General features: G+C 72.3%; 16 protein-coding genes, 1 tRNA gene and 2 pseudogenes. 8 read left to right on the top strand and 11 right to left on the bottom strand.

Going from position 1 to position 20,790, the window contains the following annotated elements:
* Positions 1 to 5 precede the first annotated feature (5 nt).
* Positions 6 to 950, bottom strand: coding sequence for an SWIM zinc finger family protein (locus ID554_RS23110; protein WP_117229722.1), 945 nt, complete (start codon positions 948 to 950; stop codon positions 6 to 8).
* Positions 947 to 3,433 (bottom strand): annotated as a pseudogene (locus ID554_RS23105) (DEAD/DEAH box helicase); the annotation flags it as partial. The pseudogene ID554_RS23105 and the gene ID554_RS23110, both read right to left, overlap by 4 nt.
* A gap of 908 nt (positions 3,434 to 4,341) precedes the next feature.
* Here ID554_RS23105 and ID554_RS23100 point away from each other — a divergent pair.
* The gene (locus ID554_RS23100) at positions 4,342 to 5,211 is read left to right on the top strand and encodes a carbohydrate kinase family protein (protein ID WP_117229724.1); all 870 of its coding nucleotides are present in this window, start codon (positions 4,342 to 4,344) and stop codon (positions 5,209 to 5,211) included.
* 111 nt (positions 5,212 to 5,322) lie between these two features.
* The gene (locus ID554_RS23095) at positions 5,323 to 5,529 is read left to right on the top strand and encodes a hypothetical protein (RefSeq protein WP_117229725.1); all 207 of its coding nucleotides are present in this window, start codon (positions 5,323 to 5,325) and stop codon (positions 5,527 to 5,529) included.
* A gap of 53 nt (positions 5,530 to 5,582) precedes the next feature.
* Here the strand turns inward: ID554_RS23095 and ID554_RS23090 are convergent, their stop codons facing one another.
* Both ID554_RS23090 and ID554_RS32520 read right to left on the bottom strand, forming a co-directional pair.
* Positions 5,583 to 6,728, bottom strand: coding sequence for a polysaccharide pyruvyl transferase family protein (locus ID554_RS23090; protein WP_117229726.1), 1,146 nt, complete (start codon positions 6,726 to 6,728; stop codon positions 5,583 to 5,585).
* A gap of 95 nt (positions 6,729 to 6,823) precedes the next feature.
* Positions 6,824 to 6,952 carry a hypothetical protein gene (locus tag ID554_RS32520; RefSeq protein WP_263407302.1) on the bottom strand — a complete coding sequence of 43 codons (129 nt, stop codon included), beginning with the start codon at positions 6,950 to 6,952 and terminating at the stop codon, positions 6,824 to 6,826.
* 45 nt (positions 6,953 to 6,997) lie between these two features.
* Here ID554_RS32520 and ID554_RS23080 point away from each other — a divergent pair, with 45 nt between their 5' ends.
* Entirely contained in the window at positions 6,998 to 7,141 is a 144-nt protein-coding gene (locus tag ID554_RS23080; RefSeq protein WP_191088948.1) for a hypothetical protein, read from the top strand.
* Positions 7,142 to 7,170: 29 nt separating this feature from the next.
* On the opposite strand, the pseudogene ID554_RS23075 reads toward ID554_RS23080, so the two are convergent.
* From ID554_RS23075 to ID554_RS23050, 6 genes and pseudogenes are all read right to left on the bottom strand, one after another.
* Positions 7,171 to 7,353, bottom strand: a pseudogene (locus tag ID554_RS23075) (alpha/beta fold hydrolase); the annotation flags it as partial.
* A 400-nt stretch (positions 7,354 to 7,753) separates the two neighbouring features.
* Positions 7,754 to 7,828: transfer RNA gene (locus ID554_RS23070), tRNA-Val, on the bottom strand.
* Positions 7,829 to 7,914: 86 nt separating this feature from the next.
* Positions 7,915 to 8,379, bottom strand: coding sequence for a peroxiredoxin (locus tag ID554_RS23065; RefSeq protein ID WP_117229727.1), 465 nt, complete (start codon positions 8,377 to 8,379; stop codon positions 7,915 to 7,917).
* Between the two features lie 59 nt (positions 8,380 to 8,438).
* Complete coding sequence (locus ID554_RS23060; RefSeq protein WP_117229728.1) at positions 8,439 to 8,876, bottom strand: DUF3052 domain-containing protein; 438 nt, start codon at positions 8,874 to 8,876, stop codon at positions 8,439 to 8,441.
* A 114-nt stretch (positions 8,877 to 8,990) separates the two neighbouring features.
* Positions 8,991 to 11,492, bottom strand: coding sequence for a thiamine pyrophosphate-dependent enzyme (locus ID554_RS23055; protein ID WP_117229729.1), 2,502 nt, complete (start codon positions 11,490 to 11,492; stop codon positions 8,991 to 8,993).
* A 65-nt stretch (positions 11,493 to 11,557) separates the two neighbouring features.
* The gene (locus ID554_RS23050; RefSeq protein WP_117229730.1) at positions 11,558 to 12,037 is read right to left on the bottom strand and encodes a MarR family winged helix-turn-helix transcriptional regulator; all 480 of its coding nucleotides are present in this window, start codon (positions 12,035 to 12,037) and stop codon (positions 11,558 to 11,560) included.
* 197 nt (positions 12,038 to 12,234) lie between these two features.
* Here ID554_RS23050 and aceE point away from each other — a divergent pair, with 197 nt between their 5' ends.
* From aceE to ID554_RS23035, 3 genes are all read left to right on the top strand, one after another.
* A complete protein-coding gene (aceE, locus tag ID554_RS23045) occupies positions 12,235 to 14,979 on the top strand; it encodes a pyruvate dehydrogenase (acetyl-transferring), homodimeric type (protein ID WP_117229731.1) in 2,745 nt (914 codons plus the stop codon).
* A gap of 233 nt (positions 14,980 to 15,212) precedes the next feature.
* Positions 15,213 to 16,502, top strand: a complete 1,290-nt coding sequence (locus tag ID554_RS23040; RefSeq protein WP_117229763.1) for a choice-of-anchor B family protein — start codon at positions 15,213 to 15,215, stop codon at positions 16,500 to 16,502.
* Positions 16,499 to 17,443, top strand: coding sequence for a hypothetical protein (locus ID554_RS23035; RefSeq protein ID WP_117229732.1), 945 nt, complete (start codon positions 16,499 to 16,501; stop codon positions 17,441 to 17,443). Before ID554_RS23040 ends, ID554_RS23035 begins: the two co-directional genes overlap by 4 nt.
* 87 nt (positions 17,444 to 17,530) lie before the next feature.
* Here the strand turns inward: ID554_RS23035 and ID554_RS23030 are convergent, their stop codons facing one another.
* Positions 17,531 to 17,977: an SRPBCC family protein gene (locus tag ID554_RS23030; protein ID WP_117229733.1), complete on the bottom strand. Its 447-nt coding sequence runs from the start codon at positions 17,975 to 17,977 to the stop codon at positions 17,531 to 17,533.
* Positions 17,978 to 18,163: 186 nt separating this feature from the next.
* Between ID554_RS23030 and ID554_RS23025 the strand changes: the two genes are divergently transcribed.
* Both ID554_RS23025 and ID554_RS23020 read left to right on the top strand, forming a co-directional pair.
* Positions 18,164 to 19,513 (top strand): GH1 family beta-glucosidase, encoded by a 1,350-nt coding sequence (locus ID554_RS23025; protein ID WP_117229734.1) that lies wholly within the window; start codon positions 18,164 to 18,166, stop codon positions 19,511 to 19,513.
* Positions 19,510 to 20,781: an MFS transporter gene (locus ID554_RS23020; RefSeq protein ID WP_117229735.1), complete on the top strand. Its 1,272-nt coding sequence runs from the start codon at positions 19,510 to 19,512 to the stop codon at positions 20,779 to 20,781. The genes ID554_RS23025 and ID554_RS23020 overlap by 4 nt, the downstream gene beginning before the upstream one ends.
* The last annotated feature ends 9 nt before the right edge of the window (positions 20,782 to 20,790 follow it).

Here is a 20,790-nt window from a genome sequence, read left to right as displayed (position 1 = left end):
TCCGCTCACTCGCCGAGCTGCCGGTACGCCTGTCGCAGACGCTCGGCCAGGCCCGGCCCGCCGATCGCCGGTGCGGGCGCGCCGAGTTGCCGCAACAACAGGTCCGGCCGGCTCGCCAGGCTCGGTGGGCGGTCCGGCAGCGGCACCGGCGGCAACCAGAACCGGTCGACCGTCTCGGCGAGCGGCGCGGTCGGCAGACCGGTGAGGACTCGTGCCGCACCGGCCGCCGGGAGACTCGCGCCGCCGCCGGACGACCGGTCGGCCGTACCGCGTGCCGCCGGGTCGGCTGCGGACGCTCCGGCTGCGGACGGGCCGGCGTCGGTCGCCTCGGGCGACTCACCGACGGACCCGGTCGCGGTGCCGCGCAGCTCGCGCAGTCTGGCGAGCAGATCGGGCCGGCTGCGGCCCCGCCAGTGCAGCAGGGCGAACGGGTCCGCGTCGAACGCCTCGGCGAGCAGGTAGAAGGTGGCCGCGAGGTGTTTGCAGGGCACCGCCGCGTCCGGGCAGGAGCAGTGCTGTGCCAGGTCGGTCACTGCGGCGGGGAACAGCGGTGCGCCGACCGTGGCGAGCAGTTCCTCCAACTCGGCCGGCAGGTCACCGGCGAGCAGCCGGGCGCTGAAGAACGCCTGGGCGGCCAACTCGGTCTCGATCCGTGCCCAGAGGTCGGCCGGGAACGGCGGGAACGCGACCCGGACCTCGTACGGCCGGGGTCGTGATCCCTGCACCACCGCGTCCACCCGTCCGGGGTGGACGTCGAGGCGTACCACCTGGCCGGCCCGCGCGTAGGCGCGGCCCCGGGTCAGTCGGGTGCCGAGCGCGAACGACTCCAGCACCTCCAGGAACCGGCGCGACCACCAGGACACCCCGATGGCGCCCCGGGTGCTGCGGGCGCGCAGCCCGCCGTCGACCCGACGCGGCCGGCCGTAGTCGGCGAACCTGCCCTCGTTCACTCGGCCACCGCCCCGGCCTCCAACACGAACAGCTCCCGCAACTGGGTGGTGGACAGCTCCGTGATCCACTGCTCGCCGGTGCCGACGACCGACGCGGCAAGGCCGCGCTTCTCGGCGATCAGCGCGGCGACCTTCTCCTCCACCGTGCCGGCGCAGACGAACTTGCGGACCTGGACCCGGCGGCGCTGCCCGATCCGGAACGCCCGGTCGGTGGCCTGGTCCTCCACCGCCGGGTTCCACCACCGGTCGACGTGCACCACATGGTTGGCGGCGGTCAACGTCAACCCCGTCCCGCCGGCCTTGAGGGAGAGCACGAACAGGGCGGGTCCGCCGTCGGACTGGAAGCGGGTCACCATCTCGTCCCGGTCGGCCTTGCCGACCCCGCCGTGCAGGAACAGCACCTCCCGGCCGAACCGGGCCGCCAGGTGGCCGCGCAGCATCCCGCCGAACTCGGCGTACTGGGTGAACAGCAGCGCCTTCTCCCCCGCCGCCAGGACCTCGTCGAGGATCTCCGCCAACCGGGCGAGCTTGCCGGAGCGTCCGTCCAACGGGGAACCGTCACGCAGCAGCTGCGCCGGATGGTTGCAGACCTGCTTGAGCCGGGTCATCGTGGCCAGCACCAGACCCCGCCGCTCGATGCCCTCGGAGGACTCGATCCGGGCCAGCATGTCGTCGACCACCACCCGGTAGAGCGCCGCCTGCTCGGCCGTGAGGTTGCAGACGACCTCCATCTCCAGCTTCTCCGGCAGGTCCGAGATGATAGACGCGTCCGTCTTGAGCCGACGCAGCACGAACGGGCCGGTTATCCGGCGCAGCCGCTCGGCGGTGTCGGCGTCGCCGTGCCGCTCGATCGGCTCGGCGAAACGCTTTCGAAAGGTCGCGGCCGGACCGAGCAACCCCGGATTGGCGAACTGCATGATGGACCAGAGGTCGGCGAGCCGGTTCTCCACCGGCGTACCGGTCACCGCCAGCCGGTGCCGCGCGGGCAGCGCCCGCACCGCCTCGGCCTGCCGGGTGGCGGCGTTCTTGATCGCCTGCGCCTCGTCCAGCACCACCCGGTGCCAGTCCACCCCGGCCAGGTCCACCGCGTCCCGCGCGGCCACCGAGTACGTGGTGAGCACCAGGTCCGCCTCCTGCGCGGCGGCACCGACGTCGTCTCCCCGCGCCCGCTGCGCGCCGTGGTGCACGTGTACGCGCAACCCCGGGGCGAACCGGGCCGCCTCCCGCTGCCAGTTCCCGACCAGCGACATCGGGCAGACCAGCAGGGTCGCACCGGCCTCGGCCGGGTCACCGGCCAGCAGAGCCAGCAACTGCACCGTCTTGCCCAGCCCCATGTCGTCGGCGAGCACCCCGCCCAGCCCCAGCGACTGAAGGAACGCCAGCCAGGCCAGCCCCCGCCGCTGGTACGGCCGCAGCGTGCCGTGGAACGACGGTGGCGGGTCCAGCGGCGTGAGCCGCCGCTCCACCGAACCGGCCAGCAGGTCGCCCAACGCCCCGTCGGCGGTCACCTCCAGCACCGGCAGGGCGTCCGGTTGCGTACCGTCGACGAGCCCGAGCCGCAGCAGGTCGGCGACGGTCAGCTCGCCGGTGGACCGCAACAGCCGCAGCCCGGCGGCGAGTCGCTTCGGATCCAGCTCCACCCATTGCCCGCGCAGCCGCACCAGCGGCGTCTTCACCTCCGCCAGCCGAGCCAGCTCCTCCTCGGTCAACGGCTGGTCGCCGAGCGCCACCTCCCAGCGGTAGTCGACCAGGGCGTCCAGCCCGACCCGGTCGGTCGAGCCGCTCACCGTGCCGGGCGCGGCCCGCGAGCCCGCGCGCAGCCGCGCGCCCAGCCGCGACGCGGGACGCTGCCACCAGGACGGCAGCAGCACCGTGAAACCGGCGGCGTGCAGCATCGGCGCGCCCTCGCGCAGGAACCGGTGCGCCCCGTCGGCGTCCAACTCCAGCGCCTCCGGGGTGGCGGTGCGCAGCGCCGCGTCCAGCTCCGGCCAGAGGCGGCTGGCCCGCCCCAACTCGGCCAGCAACGTCTCCTGCGGCTGGGCACCCGCGACGGCGCCGCCCTCACCGCGCCACACCTGACCGGCGGCGACGTGCAGGCCCGACTCGTCGGCCGTCCGCAGCCCGAATGCCACCCGCCACCCGCCCGGGTCCGCCACTGCGGCGTCGAGGTCGAGCGGCACCACCGTCACCGGGCCGCTCACCTCCTCCGTCGACGGCTCCACCAGCCGGAAGCTCGCCCGCACCGTCCCGCCCGCGGCGTCCCGCTGCCAGGCGTCCAGCTCGGTACGGAGGGTGTCCAGCGCCTCCGGTTCGGCGGCGAACTCGCGGTGCGGCCCGGTCAACGCGCCGAGCCAGGACGCCACCGCCGCGCCGGGGCGTACGCCCCGGGCCAGCGCGGTCTCCGGCAGGGTGGCCCGCACCGCCGCGTCGGTCAGCACATCCAGCGCGTCCCCGACGAGTAAGGAAGGGTCCCCTGCTAACGCCTGGGGTATAGCAGGGGACCCTTCCTCACGTCCGTGCCGGGAAGCGCGGGACGATCCGTTCGTCCGGGAACGGGTGACGATGCCGGTGCCGGTGGCGGGCGTCGGCAGGGCGGGCAGGTCCGTCTCGACCACCGCACGGGCGGCCGGCGGCAGGGCCAGCGCCAACGACCGCGCCCAGGCGGCGTCGGTGCCGGTGAGCAGCGGTCGCCACACCGCGCGGGCGGGTACGTCGTCTTCCGGTCGTCCGGCTCCGGCAGCTGCCCGCCTGGCCCGGTCAGAGGTCGATCGCCGGGCCGCGCCGGGGGCCGGTGGGGCGGCGGGCGCGGGATCGGCGAGGCCGGGCAGGACCCGGCCCCGGGCGGCCAGGTCGACGGCGAAGGCGGCCACCTCGGCCAGATGCCGCAGTGCCGCACCCGGTACGGCGGACACGCCGTCGAGCCCGCGCAGCACCGCCAGCGCGGCGTCCGGGGCGTACGCCAGCACCGGCACCCGCCACCCCGCCAACGTGACCCGACCTCGGGCCGGTGTCACGACGGTGGTCCGGACCAGCTCCGGCGACTCCACCGGCGAGCCGCCCCGGGTGGGCAGGCTGAGCAGTGCGCTGCCGAGGTCGACGGGGTCGGCGGCCTCGCCCAGCACGGCGGTCAGCACGGCGTGGTCGGCGGCGAACGGGTGCTGCCGTTCCCGGGGGGCCCGCCCCGGCCGGCGCGGTGCGTCCGGCGGCCGGATGCTGTCCTCGGCCCAGACGGCGAGCCCTCGCCCGGGCAGCCACACCGCGTGCACGACGAGCACGCACTCCCCCTCGGTTGGTAAGGAAGGGTCCCCTACTAACGCCTCCGGTAGAGGAAGGGTCCCCTGCTAACAACCGGGTCAGCTTAAGGCGTCATCCGGCGGCTACCGTCGACGCCATGTACGACCTACTGGTGCTCGGTGGACTCGGTGTGGACGTCCGGGTGCGGGTGCCCGGCCTGCCGCTGCCGGTTCTCGACTCGGTCACCGTCGACCCCATCGACCTGCGGATCGGCAACACGGGTGCCGGGGTGCTGCTCGCCGCCCACGCGCTCGGGCTGCGGGTGGCGGTCGTCGACACGGTCGGCGCCGACCCGGCCGGGGATGTCGTGCGGGCCGCTCTGGCCCGTGCCGGCGTGCACGCCGTGCTGGCCGAGGATCCGGCCGGTACCCGCCGCTCGGTGAACCTGGTCGATCCCGCCGGGCGCCGGATGGCGCTGTACGACCCCCGGGCCTCGGACGGTCCCGCGCCGTTGCGCACGGACCGGGTGGCGGCGCTGATCCGGGACACCACCCACGTCCACCTGTCGATCATGGGCTGGGTCCGGGACCTGCTGCCCACCCTGGCCGACAGCCTCGCCGAGGGGGTGGGCAGCTCCACCGACCTGCACGACTGGGACGGACGCGACCCCTACCATCCGCCCTTCGCCGAGATCGCCGAGCTGGTCCTGGTCAGCGGCGCGGCCCTGGGCGACCGGGCGGCGGAGACAGCGGCCACCCTGGCGCCGCGCCCGGTGCTGGTGACGCGGGGCGCGGACGGCGCGGAGCTGTACCTCGGGAACGGCGTGCACCGGGTGCCGGCCGCCACACCGCCGGGCCCGGTGGTCGACACCAACGGCGCCGGGGACGCCTTCGCCGCCGGGATCGTCGCGGCCCGGTCGCGTGGAGCGACCTGGGTCGAAGCGGCCGGGTACGCGGCCCGGGTGGCCGCCGCCGCCTGCACCTACGACGGCATGGAGTACCCGCCGGGGCTGCTCCCCCCGCCCTGACGGCATCGGCCGTCGGCGCCGGGCCTGCCGACCGCAGCCCGGCCCGTCGGCTGCCCCGCCCGCGCCGGGCTATCCGCTGCGCGGCGGCGGTGGTCGGGGCAGGATGGGCGCATGGCATCCTCGGTTGAGATCCCGTTGGTCGGTGGCGAGGCGGATGGACAGCAGGTCACCGTCGAGTTGGACCCCAACGGCCGTCCCCCGCTGACCCACCACCGCCTGGGCTCGGGGGGCCTGGCCGAGGCGGACATCTACGAGCTGGAGTCGATCGACGCCGAGAGCCAGCAGTGGCGCTACTGCTGGCGTGGCCCCGCCGTCTGACCCCGTCCGGGCCGCTGACCCGGGCCGCCGCGCGGGCATCGGGCGGGCGCGGGTCAGGCGCCGACCTCGACGAGGGAGCGGGTGCGCAGGCTCTCCAGCACCGACCGGGTCACCCGCGAGGTGCCCCGGGCCTCCTCACAGACCTGGGCGACCCGCTGGGCGGTGGTCTCCCGCCGCTGGTCACGCTCGTCCCACAACTGGTCGACCTCGGCCAGCAGCGGCCCCTCCACCTCCCGCTCCACGCCACGCAGCGCCGGCACTCCGAGCCGCTGGGCCAGGTCGAAGACCTTTCCGGCGTACGGCAGGGGCAGGAACGGCGTACCCATCATCGCGGCGAAGATCAGGAAGTGCAGCCGCATGCCGACGGCCAGGTCGAAGTGGCGCATCAGCCCGAGCACCTGCTGCGGCGAGTAGGTGCCGTGCAGGATCCGACCCCGCTCGGCGGCGATCATGTGCGAGAGCACCCCGTGCGAGTGCCGGATGTCGTCGCGTTCCATCGGCACGAACAGCACGTGCGCGTCGATCCGGTGCACCAGGAAGTCGCCGATCTGGGCCAGCAGCCGGTGGTAGCCGTCCACGTCGAGTCGTTCCGCGGCCCGGCCGGGTTCCCGTACGCTCATGCCGACCAGCCGCTTGCCCGCCGGGACGCCCTCCTCGCGCAGCAGTTCCGCCGGGAAGTCCTCCGGTTCCAGCAGGAACGCCGGGTCGGCGGTGACGGTGATCGGGTTGAGCAGTCCGGCCTCCTCCAGCACCATCCGTGACTCCTGGTCGCGTACGGTCACCTGGGTGGCGCCGGCCAGCGTCTCGCGCACCATTCCGGTGTCCACCATCTCGCTGAGCGGGCCCACCCCCACCGCGTACGTCAGCAGCGGCAGGCCGCGTTCCTGGGCGACCCGCACCACGCGGAGGTAGCGGCGGGCCTCCTTGTCGTAGAGGATGCCGCCGCCACCCAGGATGAGCAGGTCGAGCTGGGAGAGCACAAGGGCGGAGTCGGTACGGCTGACCCCCTCCCACGGCACCGCCTCGACGTCCGGGTGGGCCGACGCGGTGTGCGCCGGGTTCCGTGAGAAGACGATGATCCGGGCGTTCGGTTCCTGTTCCCGCAGGTCGGCCAGCAGGCCGGTGAGGATGGCCTCGTCACCGAGGTTGCGCCCCCCGTACGAGCCGAGCACGCCGATGGTCAGTCCGGCACGCGTCATCCGTCGCTCCTCCCCAGGTGCGTCCGCATCGGCGTCTTCCCGTTGCACCGGCGAACAGTCCTCGCCCGGGGCGCCACCCGAGTGGCTGCCGGTGTTCAGGAGGGCTCGGCGGACAGCCGGGACACCAGGGCGACGACCACGTCGTCGGGGTCGAAACCGGCGTCGATCGAGGGGATGAGCAGGTCGAGGAGCAGCCCGTCGACGGCGTAGCGCAGCAGGGCCACCTCGAACGCGCCGCCGGGCAGGCCGGCGGCCAGTTGATGCCCGAGGTGGACGAACTGATGGTCAAGGTCAACCCGATCCTCGCCGGCAGCGGCATCCCGCTCGCCGACCGCTCGTTCGACCTGCAGCACTTCGCCCTGGTCGACGCCACCCCAAGCGCGGGCGTGGTCATGCTGCGCTACACCCGGTAGAGGGGACTCACCGGGCAAGTCGGCGAGGTGTCGGCGGTGCGTCCGTGACCCGGCAGGTCGACGCTGATCACCCGGCGGCGCTGCGCCAACGCGGGCCGGATCGCGGCGAAGGTCTCCACCGCGCCGAACCCGCCGTGCAGCAGCACCAACGGCCGCCCGCTGCCGTGTGTCTCGTACCAGAACCGCACGTCGGCGACCTCGGCGTAGCCCACTCGCGCCCCTCCCCGTCCGCGTCGGCACCGACCCGACAACGACGGTACGCGGCACCTTCGCGGTCTCGGCTCCGATTGCCCGAGACCGCACCCCTGTCATCACGCGGTCGGCGAGTGATCCGCCCGTGCCCGCGCCCGCGCCCGGCTGGCGCTCGGGACCTGGTCGACAACACGTCGGGCGCCTGTCGAGCTGAGAGCGTTGACGGATCGCGTGGAATGGTCCCAGCCTGCGGCGTTCCGCGCCCGGAGATGCGATAGCGCAAACGGTTCAGCTCGACAGGCGCCGGAGGAGACAACCAGCGTTCGCCGCCGACGTCGTAGCTGACCAACCAGCCAGTGCACCCGAGCACTCCTCAACGCCGACGGCCCGGAGAACTGATCTCCGGGCCGTGATGTGTGCTGGTGGGCGCGGCAGGTTTCGAACCTGCGACCCCTCGCTTGTAAGGCGAGTGCTCTCCCGCTGAGCTACGCGCCCGGGACGCCGTACGGCGAGCCGGCGGTTGGCAAGCCTACCCTGCCGCCCACCGGCTCGACCGGACGGTTACCACCGTTCGGGACGGGTCAGGCGCTGGCCTCGGCCAGGGCCTTGCGCCACCCGTGCTGGTCGCGCGGTTCGCCGGGCATGTTCATCTCGGCGAACCGGACCACGCCGTTCTTGTCGATGACGAAGGTGCCCCGGTTGGCGATGCCGGCGACCTCGTTGAAGACGCCGTACGCCTGGGCGACGGCACCGTGCGGCCAGAAGTCCGACAGCAGCGGGAACTGGAAGCCCTCGCGGTCCGCCCAGATCTTGTGGGCGTACGCCGAGTCGACGCTGACGGTGAGCACCTGGACGTCGTCACTGACGTACTCGTCGAGGTTGTCCCGCACCTCGCACAGCTCGCCCTGGCAGATGCCGGTGAAGGCCAGCGGGTAGAAGACCAGCAGGACGGTACGCCGGCCACGGAAGTCGGAGAGCCGTACCTCCTGGTTGTTCTGGTCCTTCAGCACGAAGTCCGGCGCCTCGGCGCCAACCTCGATCGGCATGCGAGCTCCTTCGGGAGTCAGGTCGGGTGGGCCTCAGCCTGTCACATCGCCGGGCAGGGTCACTTCTTGCCCTTGGCGCCGCGGCGCAGCACGAGACGGGCGCCGCTCCAGTCCTTACCGGCGTTGATGGTGGAAGTCTGCTGAAGGCCCGCGGTGGGTGCGGACTCGGCGATCTCACTCGGTTCCACGTGCCCGTCACGGCCGGCCTTGGGCGTCAGCAGCCACACGACCCCGTTGTCGGCCAGGGGGCCGAGGGCGTCGACGAGAAGTTCGAAGAGATCACCGTCGCCGTCCCGATACCACACCAGCACGGCGTCGACCACCTCGTCGGTGTCCTCGTCGACCAGATCACCACAACGGTCGGTCAGGGCGTCCCGGAGATCGGAGTCGACGTCGTCGTCGTAGCCCATCTCCATGACGACCATCCCCGGCTCGATGCCGAACCGGTCCGCCAGGCTGCGTACCCCGTCGGCAGCCTGACCAGCGGTCGCGCTCACTGTCGCGTGCCTCCTCATCTCGTGGCGAGTTCGCGGCGTCCCCTCGAACGCCGTCAGGCAAAGTCCACACAGTTGTGCCCTCCGGCGCAAGTGGCGCACCGGGTGGAACGAAATTTACCGTGCCAGCAGCGTACGGGCACCCTGGGTGATGGCCTCCTCGGACACCAGCACCTGACGGGCAGCCGGACCTAATGGTACAAATGAGTCAACTGCTGCCACCCGTCGTGCCGCACCGACATAACCGGCATCGACCAGGGCGGCCAGCACTCCCTCACCCACCCCGCCGGAACGCCGAGTCTCGTCCACCACCAGCACCCGGCCGGTCGCGGTGGCCTCCCGAATGAGATCGGCCACGGGCAGCGGGGCCAGCCAGCGCAGGTCCACCACGCGGGTGCCGAGGCCCTCGTCGGCCAGCGCTGACGCGGCCCGCAGCGACATCCGGACGCCGTTACCGAACGTGATGATGGTGACGTCCCCGGCCGAGCCCACGCCGTACACCCGGGCCCGTCCGACCGGCACGTGCCCGCCCGCCCAGGCCCCCGGCTCGGCGTAGGCGGCCAACCACTCCCCGTCGCCGTCGGTGTAGAGATCGCGGGTGTGGTAGAGCGCGATCGGCTCCAGGAACACGCAGACACTGCCGTCCACCGCCGCGCTCGCCAGGCAGGTGCGCAGCATCGCCGCCGCGTCGTCCGGCCGCGCCGGTACGGCGATCACCAGTCCGGGTACGTCCCGCAGCACCGCCACCGAGTTCTCGTTGTGGAAGTGCCCGCCGAAGCCCTCCTGGTACGCCAACCCGGCCACCCGCACCACCATCGGGTTACGCAACGCGCCCTGGGAGAAGAACCCCATCGTGGCCGCCTCGCCGCGCAACTGGTCCTCGGCGTTGTGCAGGTACGCCAGGTACTGGATCTCCGGCACCGGCAGCATCCCGGCCAGCCCGGCACCGAGCCCCAGGCCGAGGATCGAGGTCTCGTCGAGCAACGTGTCGAAGACCCGGGCGGCACCGAACCGGTCCCGCAGTCCCTTGGTCACCCCATACACCCCGCCCTTGGCGGCCACGTCCTCACCGAAGACAGCCATCTGCGGATGGTCGAGCAGCCCGTCGGTGAGCGCGGCATTGATGCTCTGCGCCAGCGTCAGCGGGCCGACCAGCTCGGGCGGCTTGCCGCCGAACGCCTCGGCCCGCACGCCCGCGCCGGAACCGGCCGCCCGGCCGCCCGCCTCGGCCACCGCCCGGGCCACCCGCAGCGGCCGGCGAGGGGCCAGCGGGGCGATCACCTCTGCCGGGCTGGACAGCTTCGGCTCGTCGAGCACCCCCTCGGCCATCCGGCGGATCCGCCAGCCGATCTCGTCGTAGCGGTCCAGCAGCTCCGCGCCGCTGGCCAGGCCCGCCTCGACCAGCCGCCGGGCGGTGGCCACCACCGGATCCCGGTCCAGGTCGGCACGAATCTCCCCGGCAGACCGGTACGCGCTCTCGGCGTCCGCCCCGGCGTGCCCCATCAACCGCACCGTGGTCAGGTGCAGCACGGCGGGTCGCCGGTGCCGGCGTACCCAGGCCGCCGCCTCGGCCGCCGCCTCGTACGTCTCGACCAGGTCCGTGCCGTCGGCGGCGAAGTACCGGACACCCGGCTTCGCGCGCAACGCGGTCGCCACCCAGCCCTGCGGGGAACGGAGGCTGAGGCCCAGGCCGTTGTCCTCGCACACGAACAGCACCGGAATGCGCAGGCCGGTGTGGTCGTACCAGCCGGCGGTGTTGAAGGCGGCGGTGGCACTGGCGTGGTTGATCGAGGCGTCCCCGAACGAGCAGACCACGATCGCGTCGGGTGCCCACGTCGCCGCCGCGGACGCCTCGCCCGGCGGGATCGGCTCCCGCCGCGCGTCCAGCCGACGCAACCGCTCCACCGCGAGGCCCATGCCGACCGCCCGGGGCAGGTGCGAGGCGACCGTCGAGGTGGTCGGCACCACGGCGAGGTCGGCCCGGCCGAAGACCTTGTGCCGCCCGCCGGCGCCCGGTTCCTCCCGCGAGGCCACCAGCCCGCGCAGCACGTCCCGGGCCGCGTCCGTGTACACCGGGTCCACCGGCCGCCGCCCGCCCGCGCCGCCCGGCGCAGCGGAGACGTCCGTCCCGCCGTCCTCGGCCTGTCCAGCGTCCTCGACCGGCCCAGCCGCCGGAGACGGCACCGTGGGCGCGGGCGCGTCGGCGGTCAGGCCGTCACGGTCGGCGGCCGGGTCCACGCCGGGCGCCCGGTCGGTGTCGGGATCCGCGTTGCGGGCGGCCTGAGCGGCCCGTACGCAGTAGAACGCACCGGAGCGGTAGTGCAGCAGGGCCGGGTCGGTGGGCCGCAGCGCTGCGGCGACCCCGGCGTTGCCCTCGTGCCCGGCCGAGCCGATCGTGTAGTAGCCCTCGCCGAAGCTCCAGAGCCAGCGTCCGGCGAGGTCGAGTTGACGGCTGGTGACCTGTGCGTCGAAGAGGTCCAGCAGCTCTGCGCCGGTCAGCGTGGCAGCGTCGGCCACCGGCTGTGCCGGGTCGGCGCGGCGCTCCGGCGCGGCGAGGGCGGCCAGGGCCTCCCGGAACCGATCGTCGAGATCCTGCGGGGTGGTCACGTCCGACAGCATTACCGACCGAGGCACGCCTCGCCCACCTGAGCACGTTTCACGCACCTGCCCCACCGTTGACCCCACTACGCCCCGAACCGCTCCGGGCAGCCGCCGTCAGAGACCTTCCAGGCCAGCTCGCCGAGGACCGTCAACTCCTCCGTGCTGAGCCCGGCCAGCAGTCGTGAGTCGGACAGCACCTCGTGGACACGGTCCCGCATCCGCCGGCCCGCCTCGGTCACCACCAGCGTCCGCTGCCGCCGGTCGGCCGGGTCGGCGCGGCGCTCCACCAGCCCGGCCCGCTCCAGCTTGTCGACCAGCGCGGTCACGTTGGACCGGTCGCAGCGCAACTGCTCGGCCAGCTCGCGGGCGAGCAGCGGGCGATCCGGGTCCAGCTCGTAGAGCGCGCGGGCGACCGCCGGGGTCAGCCCCAGCGCGGCGATCTCGGTGTCCTGGTGGTACCGCAGGGCGCCGGCCACGTGCATGATCCGCCGGACCGTGTCGCCAGCCACCCGGGACCGGTCGGCCCGACCCGGGCCGGCCAGGGTGACGGGTGGTCGCGGCATGGTCGGATTCTACGTTCCGGCCGGCGGCGGCGGTGCAAGATCGTCTACGACCCGTCGCGGCCTGCGCGGTGACCTGAAGTTACTGGTCGGTACGTGTGTCGCGTATCGCCCTTGGGCCGGGTGGACGTGACGCCGAGTGCCACCACGGGGCAGGATGGCGCTAGAGACCTATCCCACACACAACCGAGGGAACGCCTGTGGCTACGGAACGCAAGCGCCCGGTGATCACGGCCGGACTGCCGAGCCAGCTTCCGGACATCGACCCTGAAGAGACCAGCGAATGGGTCGAGTCGCTCGACGGTGTCATCGATGATCGTGGCACCAAGCGGGCGCGTTACGTGATGCTGCGCCTGTTGGAGCGCGCCCGTGAGCGCCAGGTCGGCGTACCGTCGCTGACCACCACCGACTACCTCAACACGATCCCGCCGGAGCGCGAACCCTGGTTCCCGGGTGACGAGCACATCGAGCGCCGGATCCGGGCGTACGTACGGTGGAACGCGGCGATGCTGGTGCACCGTGCGCAGCGTCCCGAGATCGGCGTCGGCGGGCACATCTCCACCTTCGCCAGCTCGGCCTCGCTGTACGAGGTGGGCTTCAACCACTTCTTCCGGGGCAAGAACCACCCGGGTGGCGGCGATCACATCTTCTACCAGGGGCACGCCTCCCCCGGTATGTACGCCCGGGCGTTCCTTGAGGGCCGGCTCAGCGAGAACCAGCTCGACGGCTTCCGGCAGGAGCTGTCGCACCCCGGCGGCGGGCTCCCGTCGTACCCGCACCCACGGCTGATGCCGGACTTCTGGGAGTTCCCCACCGTCTCGATGGGGCTGGGCGGGCTGAACGCCATCTACCAGGCCCGGTTCAACCGGTACCTGCAGCACCGGGGCATCAAGGACACCTCCGACCAGCACGTCTGGGCCTACCTCGGCGACGGCGAGATGGACGAGCCGGAAACCCTGGGCGCGATCGGCGTGGCCGCCCGGGAGGAGCTGGACAACCTCACCTTCGTGATCAACTGCAACCTCCAGCGCCTGGACGGTCCGGTCCGCGGCAACGGCAAGGTGATGCAGGAACTGGAGGCGTTCTTCCGGGGCGCCGGCTGGAACGTCATCAAGGTGGTCTGGGGCCGGGAGTGGGACCCGCTGCTCGCCGCCGACACCGACGGCGCGCTGGTCAACCTCATGAACACCACGCCGGACGGCGACTACCAGACCTACAAGGCGGAGTCCGGCGCGTACGTCCGGGAGCACTTCTTCGGTCGGGACGCGCGGACCCGCAAGATGGTCGACGGCCTGAGCGACGACGAGATCTGGAACCTGAAGCGGGGCGGGCACGACTACCGCAAGCTCTACGCGGCCTACAAGGCGGCCACGGAGCACACCGGGCAGCCGACGGTGATCCTGGCCAAGACGATCAAGGGCTGGACGCTCGGTCAGCACTTCGAGGGCCGCAACGCCACGCACCAGATGAAGAAGCTGACGCTGGACGACCTCAAGACGTTCCGCGACCGGCTCTACCTGGACATCCCGGACTCGGCGCTGGAGGAGAACCCGTACCTGCCGCCGTACTACCGCCCGGATGAGAAGTCCGACGAGATGCAGTACCTGCACGAGCGGCGCAAGCAGCTCGGCGGCTACCTGCCGAGCCGGCGGACCGAGGTCAAGTCCCTGGCCATCCCGGGCAGCGAGCGCTTCGCCGACGTGAAGCGGGGCTCGGGCAAGCAGAAGGTGGCCACCACGATGGCCTTCGTCCGGCTGCTCAAGGACCTGATGAAGGACAAGCAGTTCGGCAGGCGCTGGGTGCCGATCATCCCGGACGAGGCGCGTACCTTCGGCCTGGACTCGATCTTCCCGACCGCCAAGATCTACTCGCCGCACGGCCAGCGGTACACCTCGGTCGACCGGGAGCTGTTCCTGTCGTACAAGGAGTCGACCACCGGTCAGATCCTGCACGAGGGGATCAACGAGGCCGGTTCGGTCGCCTCGTTCACCGCCGCCGGCACGTCGTACGCCACGCACGACGAGCCGATGATCCCGATGTACATCTTCTACTCGATGTTCGGGTTCCAGCGCACCGGCGACGGTTTCTGGGCGGCGGCCGACCAGATGGCCCGCGGTTTCGTGCTCGGTGCCACCGCCGGTCGCACCACGCTCAACGGCGAGGGACTCCAGCACGAGGACGGCCACTCGCTGCTGCTCGCGGCCACGAACCCGGCCGTGGTCGCGTACGACCCGGCGTTCGCGTTCGAGATCGCGCACATCGTCGAGAACGGCCTGCACCGGATGTACGGCGAGGAGCAGGAGAACATCTTCTACTACCTCACCATCTACAACGAGCCGATCCACCAGCCGGCGGAGCCGGAGGGCGTGGACGTCGAGGGCATCGTCAAGGGCATCTACCGCTACGCGGCGGCCCCGTCGGTGGAGGGCGACGCCCCCCGGGCGAACGTGCTCGCCTCCGGCACCGGCATGCAGTGGGCGCTCAAGGCGCAGCAACTGCTCGCCCAGGACTGGGGGGTGTCCGCCGACGTCTGGTCGGTGACCTCCTGGACCGAGCTGCGGCGGGACGCGGTCGAGTGCGAGGCGTACAACCTCCTGCACCCGGGCGCGGAGCAGCGGGTGCCGTACATCCAGCAGAAGCTGGCCGACGCCGACGGACCGAAGGTCGCGGTCAGCGACTGGATGCGCGCGGTGCCGGACCTGATCTCCCGCTGGGTGCCCGGCGACTGGACCTCCCTGGGCACCGACGGCTTTGGCCTGTCGGACACCCGGCACGCGCTGCGCCGGCACTTCCACGTCGACGCCGAGTCGATCGCGGTCGCCACGCTGCGGCAGCTCGCGCTGCGGGGGGCGGTACCGGCCCACGTACCGGCCGAGGCGGCCAAGAAGTACGCCATCGACGACGTCAACGCCGCCCCGGTCGGCGAGACCGGCGGCGACAGCTAACGAAGCTCGGCCCACAAGGGGTCTGGCGCGGGTGGACACCGTGCCAGACCCCTTCGCGTCGCGGTATGACACAGACGGTATCAACGGACGCCTTCCTCCCGTAACACGCAGAATTCACACTCTTCGATAGGAGTCCGGTCCGCACGGGCACCGCCGGCCCGGTGGACCACCCGTCGCGCCCTCCACCGCCGGCCCGAACTCAATCGCCCCGGGCGCGACGGGAGGGAGTGCACATGCGAATCGCTCGGATCGGCCTCGCCCTGGCCGCCGGCGCCCTGGCGGTGTCGACGCTCGGGCCGGGCTCACCCTCGGTGGCCCACGATCCCGCCACCCCCGCCGGACGGGAGTCGGCGCAGGAGTTCATGGCCCAGCGCGAACCCAGCCAGCAACTGGTTGCCGCCGCTGCGGCGACCTGCACCAACGGCCAGGCGGCGGGCTACCCGTGCCGCAACGTGGACCTGCTGTCGTTCATGCCGCTGTCCAGCATCGGCGGCAGCCAGGCCAACGACATCTGGGGCTGGACCGACCCCCAGACCGGCAAGGAGTACGCGCTGGTCGGCCGCCGCAACGGCACCTCGTTCGTGGACGTGTCCAACCCGACCGCTCCGGTCTACCTGGGCAACCTGCCCGCGTACCAGAACCGCACGGCGGTCTGGCGGGACATCAAGGTCTACCGTGACCACGCGTACGTGGTGGCGGACGTCTCCGGGCACGGTATGCAGGTCTTCGACCTGACCCGGCTGCGCGGGGTGACCGCACCGCAGACCTGGACGGCCAACGCCCACTACAACCAGTTCGGCAACTCGCACAACATCGCCATCAACGAGCAGACCGGCTTCGCGTACGCGGTCGGCACGAACACGTGCAGCGGCGGCCTGCACATGGTCGACATCCGGACCCCGAAGTCTCCGGCCTCCGCCGGCTGCGTCAGCAACGACGGATACACCCACGACACCCAGTGCGTCGTCTACCGCGGCCCCGACACCGCCCACAGCGGCCGGGAGATCTGTGTCAGCTCCAACGAGGACACCGTGACCGTCGTCGACGTGACCAGCAAGTCCTCCCCGCGACAGCTGGCGCGCATCGGGTACACCGGTCGGGCGTACACCCACCAGGGCTGGTTCACCGAGGACCAGCGGTACTTCCTGCTCGACGACGAGTTGGACGAGACCCGGCGCGGGGTCAACACCCAGACGTACATCTGGGACCTGGCCGACCTGGACGCGCCCCGGCACATCGGCACCTACAGCGCCCCCGCTGGGGTGGCCGCCACCGACCACAACCAGTACGTCAAGGGCCGGTACAGCTACCAGGCCAACTACCGGGCCGGGCTACGCATCCTGGACCTCGCCAACGTGGCCAGCGGCCGCGCCACCGAGGCCGGGTACTTCGACATCTACCCGTCGAGCAACAGCGCCTCGATGAACGGGGCCTGGAGCACCTACCCGTACTACCCGAGCGGCATCGTGGTGGTCAGCGGAATCGAACAGGGGTTGTTCGTGTTGCAGCCCCGGTTGTCGTGACCACGACCAGCCAGCGGCCGGCGGCGACCTCCGCCGGCCGCGCCGTCGGGGCGCCCGACCCGGGGTGCCCCCACCCCGACGGTCCACCCGTCCCGGAACCGACGGCAGGCCGGGGGACGCGGTACGCCGCCGCGCTGGTGCTCGCACTGACCCTGGTGGTCGGCTTCTTCGCCGGACGGGCCGGTGGTCCGGCCGGCGGCCCGACCCGATCGGCCGTCTCCGGACCGGACGCGCACGCGAACCACGGCCCGGGCGGGCTGGAGGTGTCCCGGGGCGGCTGGACCCTGGCCCTGGACACGCCGACGCTGACCGTGGGCGAGCCGGGCGAACTGGCCTTCCGGATCACCGGCCCGGCCGGCGCCACGCTGACCTCGTTCCAGGAGAACCACGAACGACGGATGCACCTGATCCTCGTCGGCCGCGACCTCTCCGGATACCAGCACGTGCATCCGGAGATGTCGCCCGACGGCACCTGGCGGGTGACGGTCACCCCGGCGGCGCCCGGCCCGCTCCGGGCGATCGCCGACTTCTGGCCGGTGGGCGCACCTGCGGGGGTCACCCTGGGCGTGGACGTTCCGATCCCCGGTCGGTACGCGGCCGAACCACTCGTGCCGCCCGAGGATACGGTACTGGTCGACGACTACACGGTCACCCTGGACGGCGGCCTGCGGGCAGGCGAGTCCAACCAGGTGCTGGTCTGGCTCGGTCGAGACGGCCTGCCGGTGAACGACCTGCAACGGCACCTGGGCGCGTACGGGCATCTGGTGGCGCTGCGTCAGGGCGACCTCGCGTACCTCCACGTACACCCGGCGGCGGCCAGCCAGCCGAGTTCGGTGGTGGCGTTCGGGATCACCGTCCCGTCGGCGGGCACCTATCGGCTGTTCTTCGAGTTCCGGCACCTCGACCAGGTACACGTCGCCGCGTTCACCGTGGTCGTGTGAAGGCCGGCAGCGCGAAAGCGGTGACGGCCCGGGTGTACCTGGTGGGGACACCGGGGCCGCCACCGTCGCGGGTGACGCCAGGACTGGTCAGCCGACAGCGGCCAGGTCCGTCAGCCGGGCCAGCGAGTCCTCCAGATCGGCGCCGACCCGACGCAGGCCGAGCCGGAGCAGGGCGGCCTTGACCGGGCCGGCCGGCCAGCGTACGACGATGAGCCGCACGACCGTCCCACCCTCGTCCTCGTCCGGGGTGAGCTGGACGTAGATCTCGGTGCGCGCCTCCGCTCGGGCACCGGCGCCCTTGGCGCGTTCTCGCCAGCCGATCAGGGTCGGTTCCTGAAAGGCGATCACTTCGGCCTCGTGCGCGGCACCGCGTCCGGCCTGGACCAGTTGCCGTCTGCCAAAACCCTCGCCGGAGAGGACTTCGGCCGCACGGACCCCGGCCAGCCAGGCCGGCAACTGCTCAGCGCGCTGTACCACGTCCCAGACCGTTTCGACCGGTGCCGACACGTGCGCGCTGCGTTCCACGAGGATCATTTCCGTCTTCCTCCAGTGAGGACATCCCACAATATTCGGAACTGTATGCGCGAAAACGGACGTATGCGGACGGATTTACGAAGACACGCCGAAAAGTGTTGCCATCGACGGCTCGACACCCTATGGCGCAGCGCTCCCACGACCCCTAGAGTTCCGAACACGTTTCGCGTTTCGCCGGGAGGGCGCATGCAGACCGCTCCGATGCCCGACTTCCCCACCGGATTCCGCTGGGGCGTCTCCACCTCCGCATACCAGATCGAGGGCGCCGCCGACGCGGACGGTCGCGGACCCTCCATCTGGGACACCTTCGCCCACTCCCCCGGGCGCGTCCTCGACGGCAGCACCGGCGACGTGGCCTGCGACCACTACCACCGCTACGCCGAGGATGTCGCGCTGATGGCCGGGCTCGGGGTGACCGCGTACCGCTTCTCGGTGGCCTGGCCCCGGGTGCTGCCCGCCGGCACCGGACGGGTCAACGCCGCTGGGCTGGACTTCTACGAACGGCTGGTCGACGAGTTGCTCGGCCACGGCATCGACCCGGTCGCCACGCTGTTCCACTGGGACCTGCCGGAGCCACTGGAGGAGGCCGGCGGCTGGCTCAACCGCGACACCGCACACCGCTTCGCCGAGTACGCCGACGTGGTCGCCGCCCGCCTCGGGGACCGGGTCAAGCTCTGGATCACCCTCAACGAGCCGTTCGTCCACATGAGCCTCGGCCACGGCACCGGAGAGCACGCCCCGGGCAGGACGCTGCTCTTCGACGCCTTCCCCGTCGCCCACCACCAACTGCTCGGCCACGGCCTCGCGGTCGCCGCGCTGCGCGCCCGCAGCAGCAGCCCGGTCGCCATCGCCAACAACTACTCGCCGGTCCGGGTACTCGGCGACGGAGCCGCCGACGGAGCCGCCGGGCACGCCTACGAGGCGCTGCACAACCGGCTGTTCACCGACCCGCTGCTCGGCCGCGGCTACCCGACCGAGTTGGGCTTCGACACCACCGTGGTACGCGACGGCGACCTCGACGTCATCGCCGCCCCGCTCGACGTGCTCGGCGTCAACTACTACAACCCCACCGGCGTACGCGCCCCCGAGGAGGGCTCGCCGCTGCCCTTCGAACTGGTGCCCCTCACCGGGTACCCGCGCACCGCCTTCGACTGGCCGGTGGCGCCGGACGGGCTGCGGGACCTGCTCGGCTGGCTGCACCGGCAGTACGGGTCGGACCTGCCGCCGATCCAGATCACCGAGAGCGGCTGCGCGTACGACGACACCCCGGACGCCGACGGCCGGGTGCCGGACCCGGACCGGATCGCCTACCTGGACGGTCACCTGCGGGCGGTGCGCGCGGCGATGGCCGACGGAGTCGACGTGACCGGCTACTTCGTCTGGTCCCTGCTGGACAACTGGGAGTGGGCCGAGGGCTTCACCAAGCGCTTCGGGCTGGTCCACGTCGACTTCGCCACCGGAGCGCGTACGCCCAAGTCGTCGTACTCCTGGCTGCGCGAGGTCATCGCGGCGGCCCGCCGGGAACCACCCCGGTGACCACCGTCGACCCCACGCCGGCCTCGCTGCCGGCGGCGCTGGCGGAACCGACGGTGCCGGTGCGGAGCGGCTGGATCGCGCTGCTCTTCGCCGCGAACCTCGGCGTCTGGATGGCGTTCTTCACGCCGATCCAGGTGCTGCTGCCGCAGCAGCTCGGGCAGATCGCGCCGACGAACAAGGAGACCATGCTGGCGGTGGTCACCGGCTTCGGCGCATTGGCCGCAGTGATCGTCAACCCGCTGGCCGGGGCGCTGTCGGACCGGAGCTGTCTGCGGATCGGCGGCCGGGAGTTCGGCCGCCGGCACATCTGGACCCTCGGCGGCGCGCTGCTCGGCGCGCTGTCGCTGGCGTTGCTCGCCCAGGCGCAGACCGTGCTCGGCGTGGTCGTCGGCTGGATCGCCGCGCAGACCTGCTTCAACGCGATGCTGGCCAGCCTGACCGCCGCCGTACCGGACCGGGTCCCGGTCGCCCAGCGCGGCGGCGTCTCCGGCTGGGTCGGCATCCCGCAGGCGCTCGGGCTGGTGCTCGGCGTCGTGCTGGTCACCGCCGTGGTCACCGGCAACGCCGCCGGGTACCTGGTGATCGCCGCCGCAGTGCTGCTGTTCGCGCTGCCGTTCGCCCTGCGCACCACCGACGACCCGCTGCCGCGTACGCACCGACCGGCACTGCGCGGACTGCTGGCCGGCATGTGGGTGTCGCCACGCCGGTACCCCGACTTCGGCTGGGCCTGGATCACCCGGTTCCTGGTCCAGCTCGGCAACGCCTTCGGCACCCTCTACCTGCTGTACTTCCTCACCGACGAGGTCCGGGTGGCCGACCCCGAGGGTGGCCTGCTGGTGCTGATCCTGCTCTACACCGCCGGGCTGATGGCCACCACGGTGGTCGCCGGGCGGCTGTCGGACCGCTCGGGCAAACGCAAGATCTTCGTGATCGCCGCCGGGATGGTGATGGCGGTGGCGGCGCTGCTGCTGGCCGCCGTCCCCACCTGGTCGATGGCGATCGTCGCCGCGCTGCTGCTCGGTGCCGGCTACGGGGTGTACCTGTCGGTGGACGCCGCCCTGATCACCCAGGTGCTGCCGAGGGCCACCGACCGGGCCAAGGACCTCGGCGTGATCAACATCGCGAACTCCGCGCCGCAGGTGCTCGGGCCGGCCATCTCCGCCCCGATCGTGGTCTACCTGGGCGGTTACCCGGCCCTGTACGCCACCACGGCCGTCGTGACCGTCCTCGGCAGCCTCCTGGTGCTGAAGATCCGCTCCGTCCCCTGACAGGCTGTG

It is taken from the genome of Micromonospora craniellae (assembly GCF_014764405.1).
Lineage (GTDB): Bacteria > Actinomycetota > Actinomycetes > Mycobacteriales > Micromonosporaceae > Micromonospora > Micromonospora craniellae.
The sequence above is the reverse complement of the archived record's forward strand: the minus strand, read 5'-3'. Positions and strand labels throughout refer to the sequence as shown.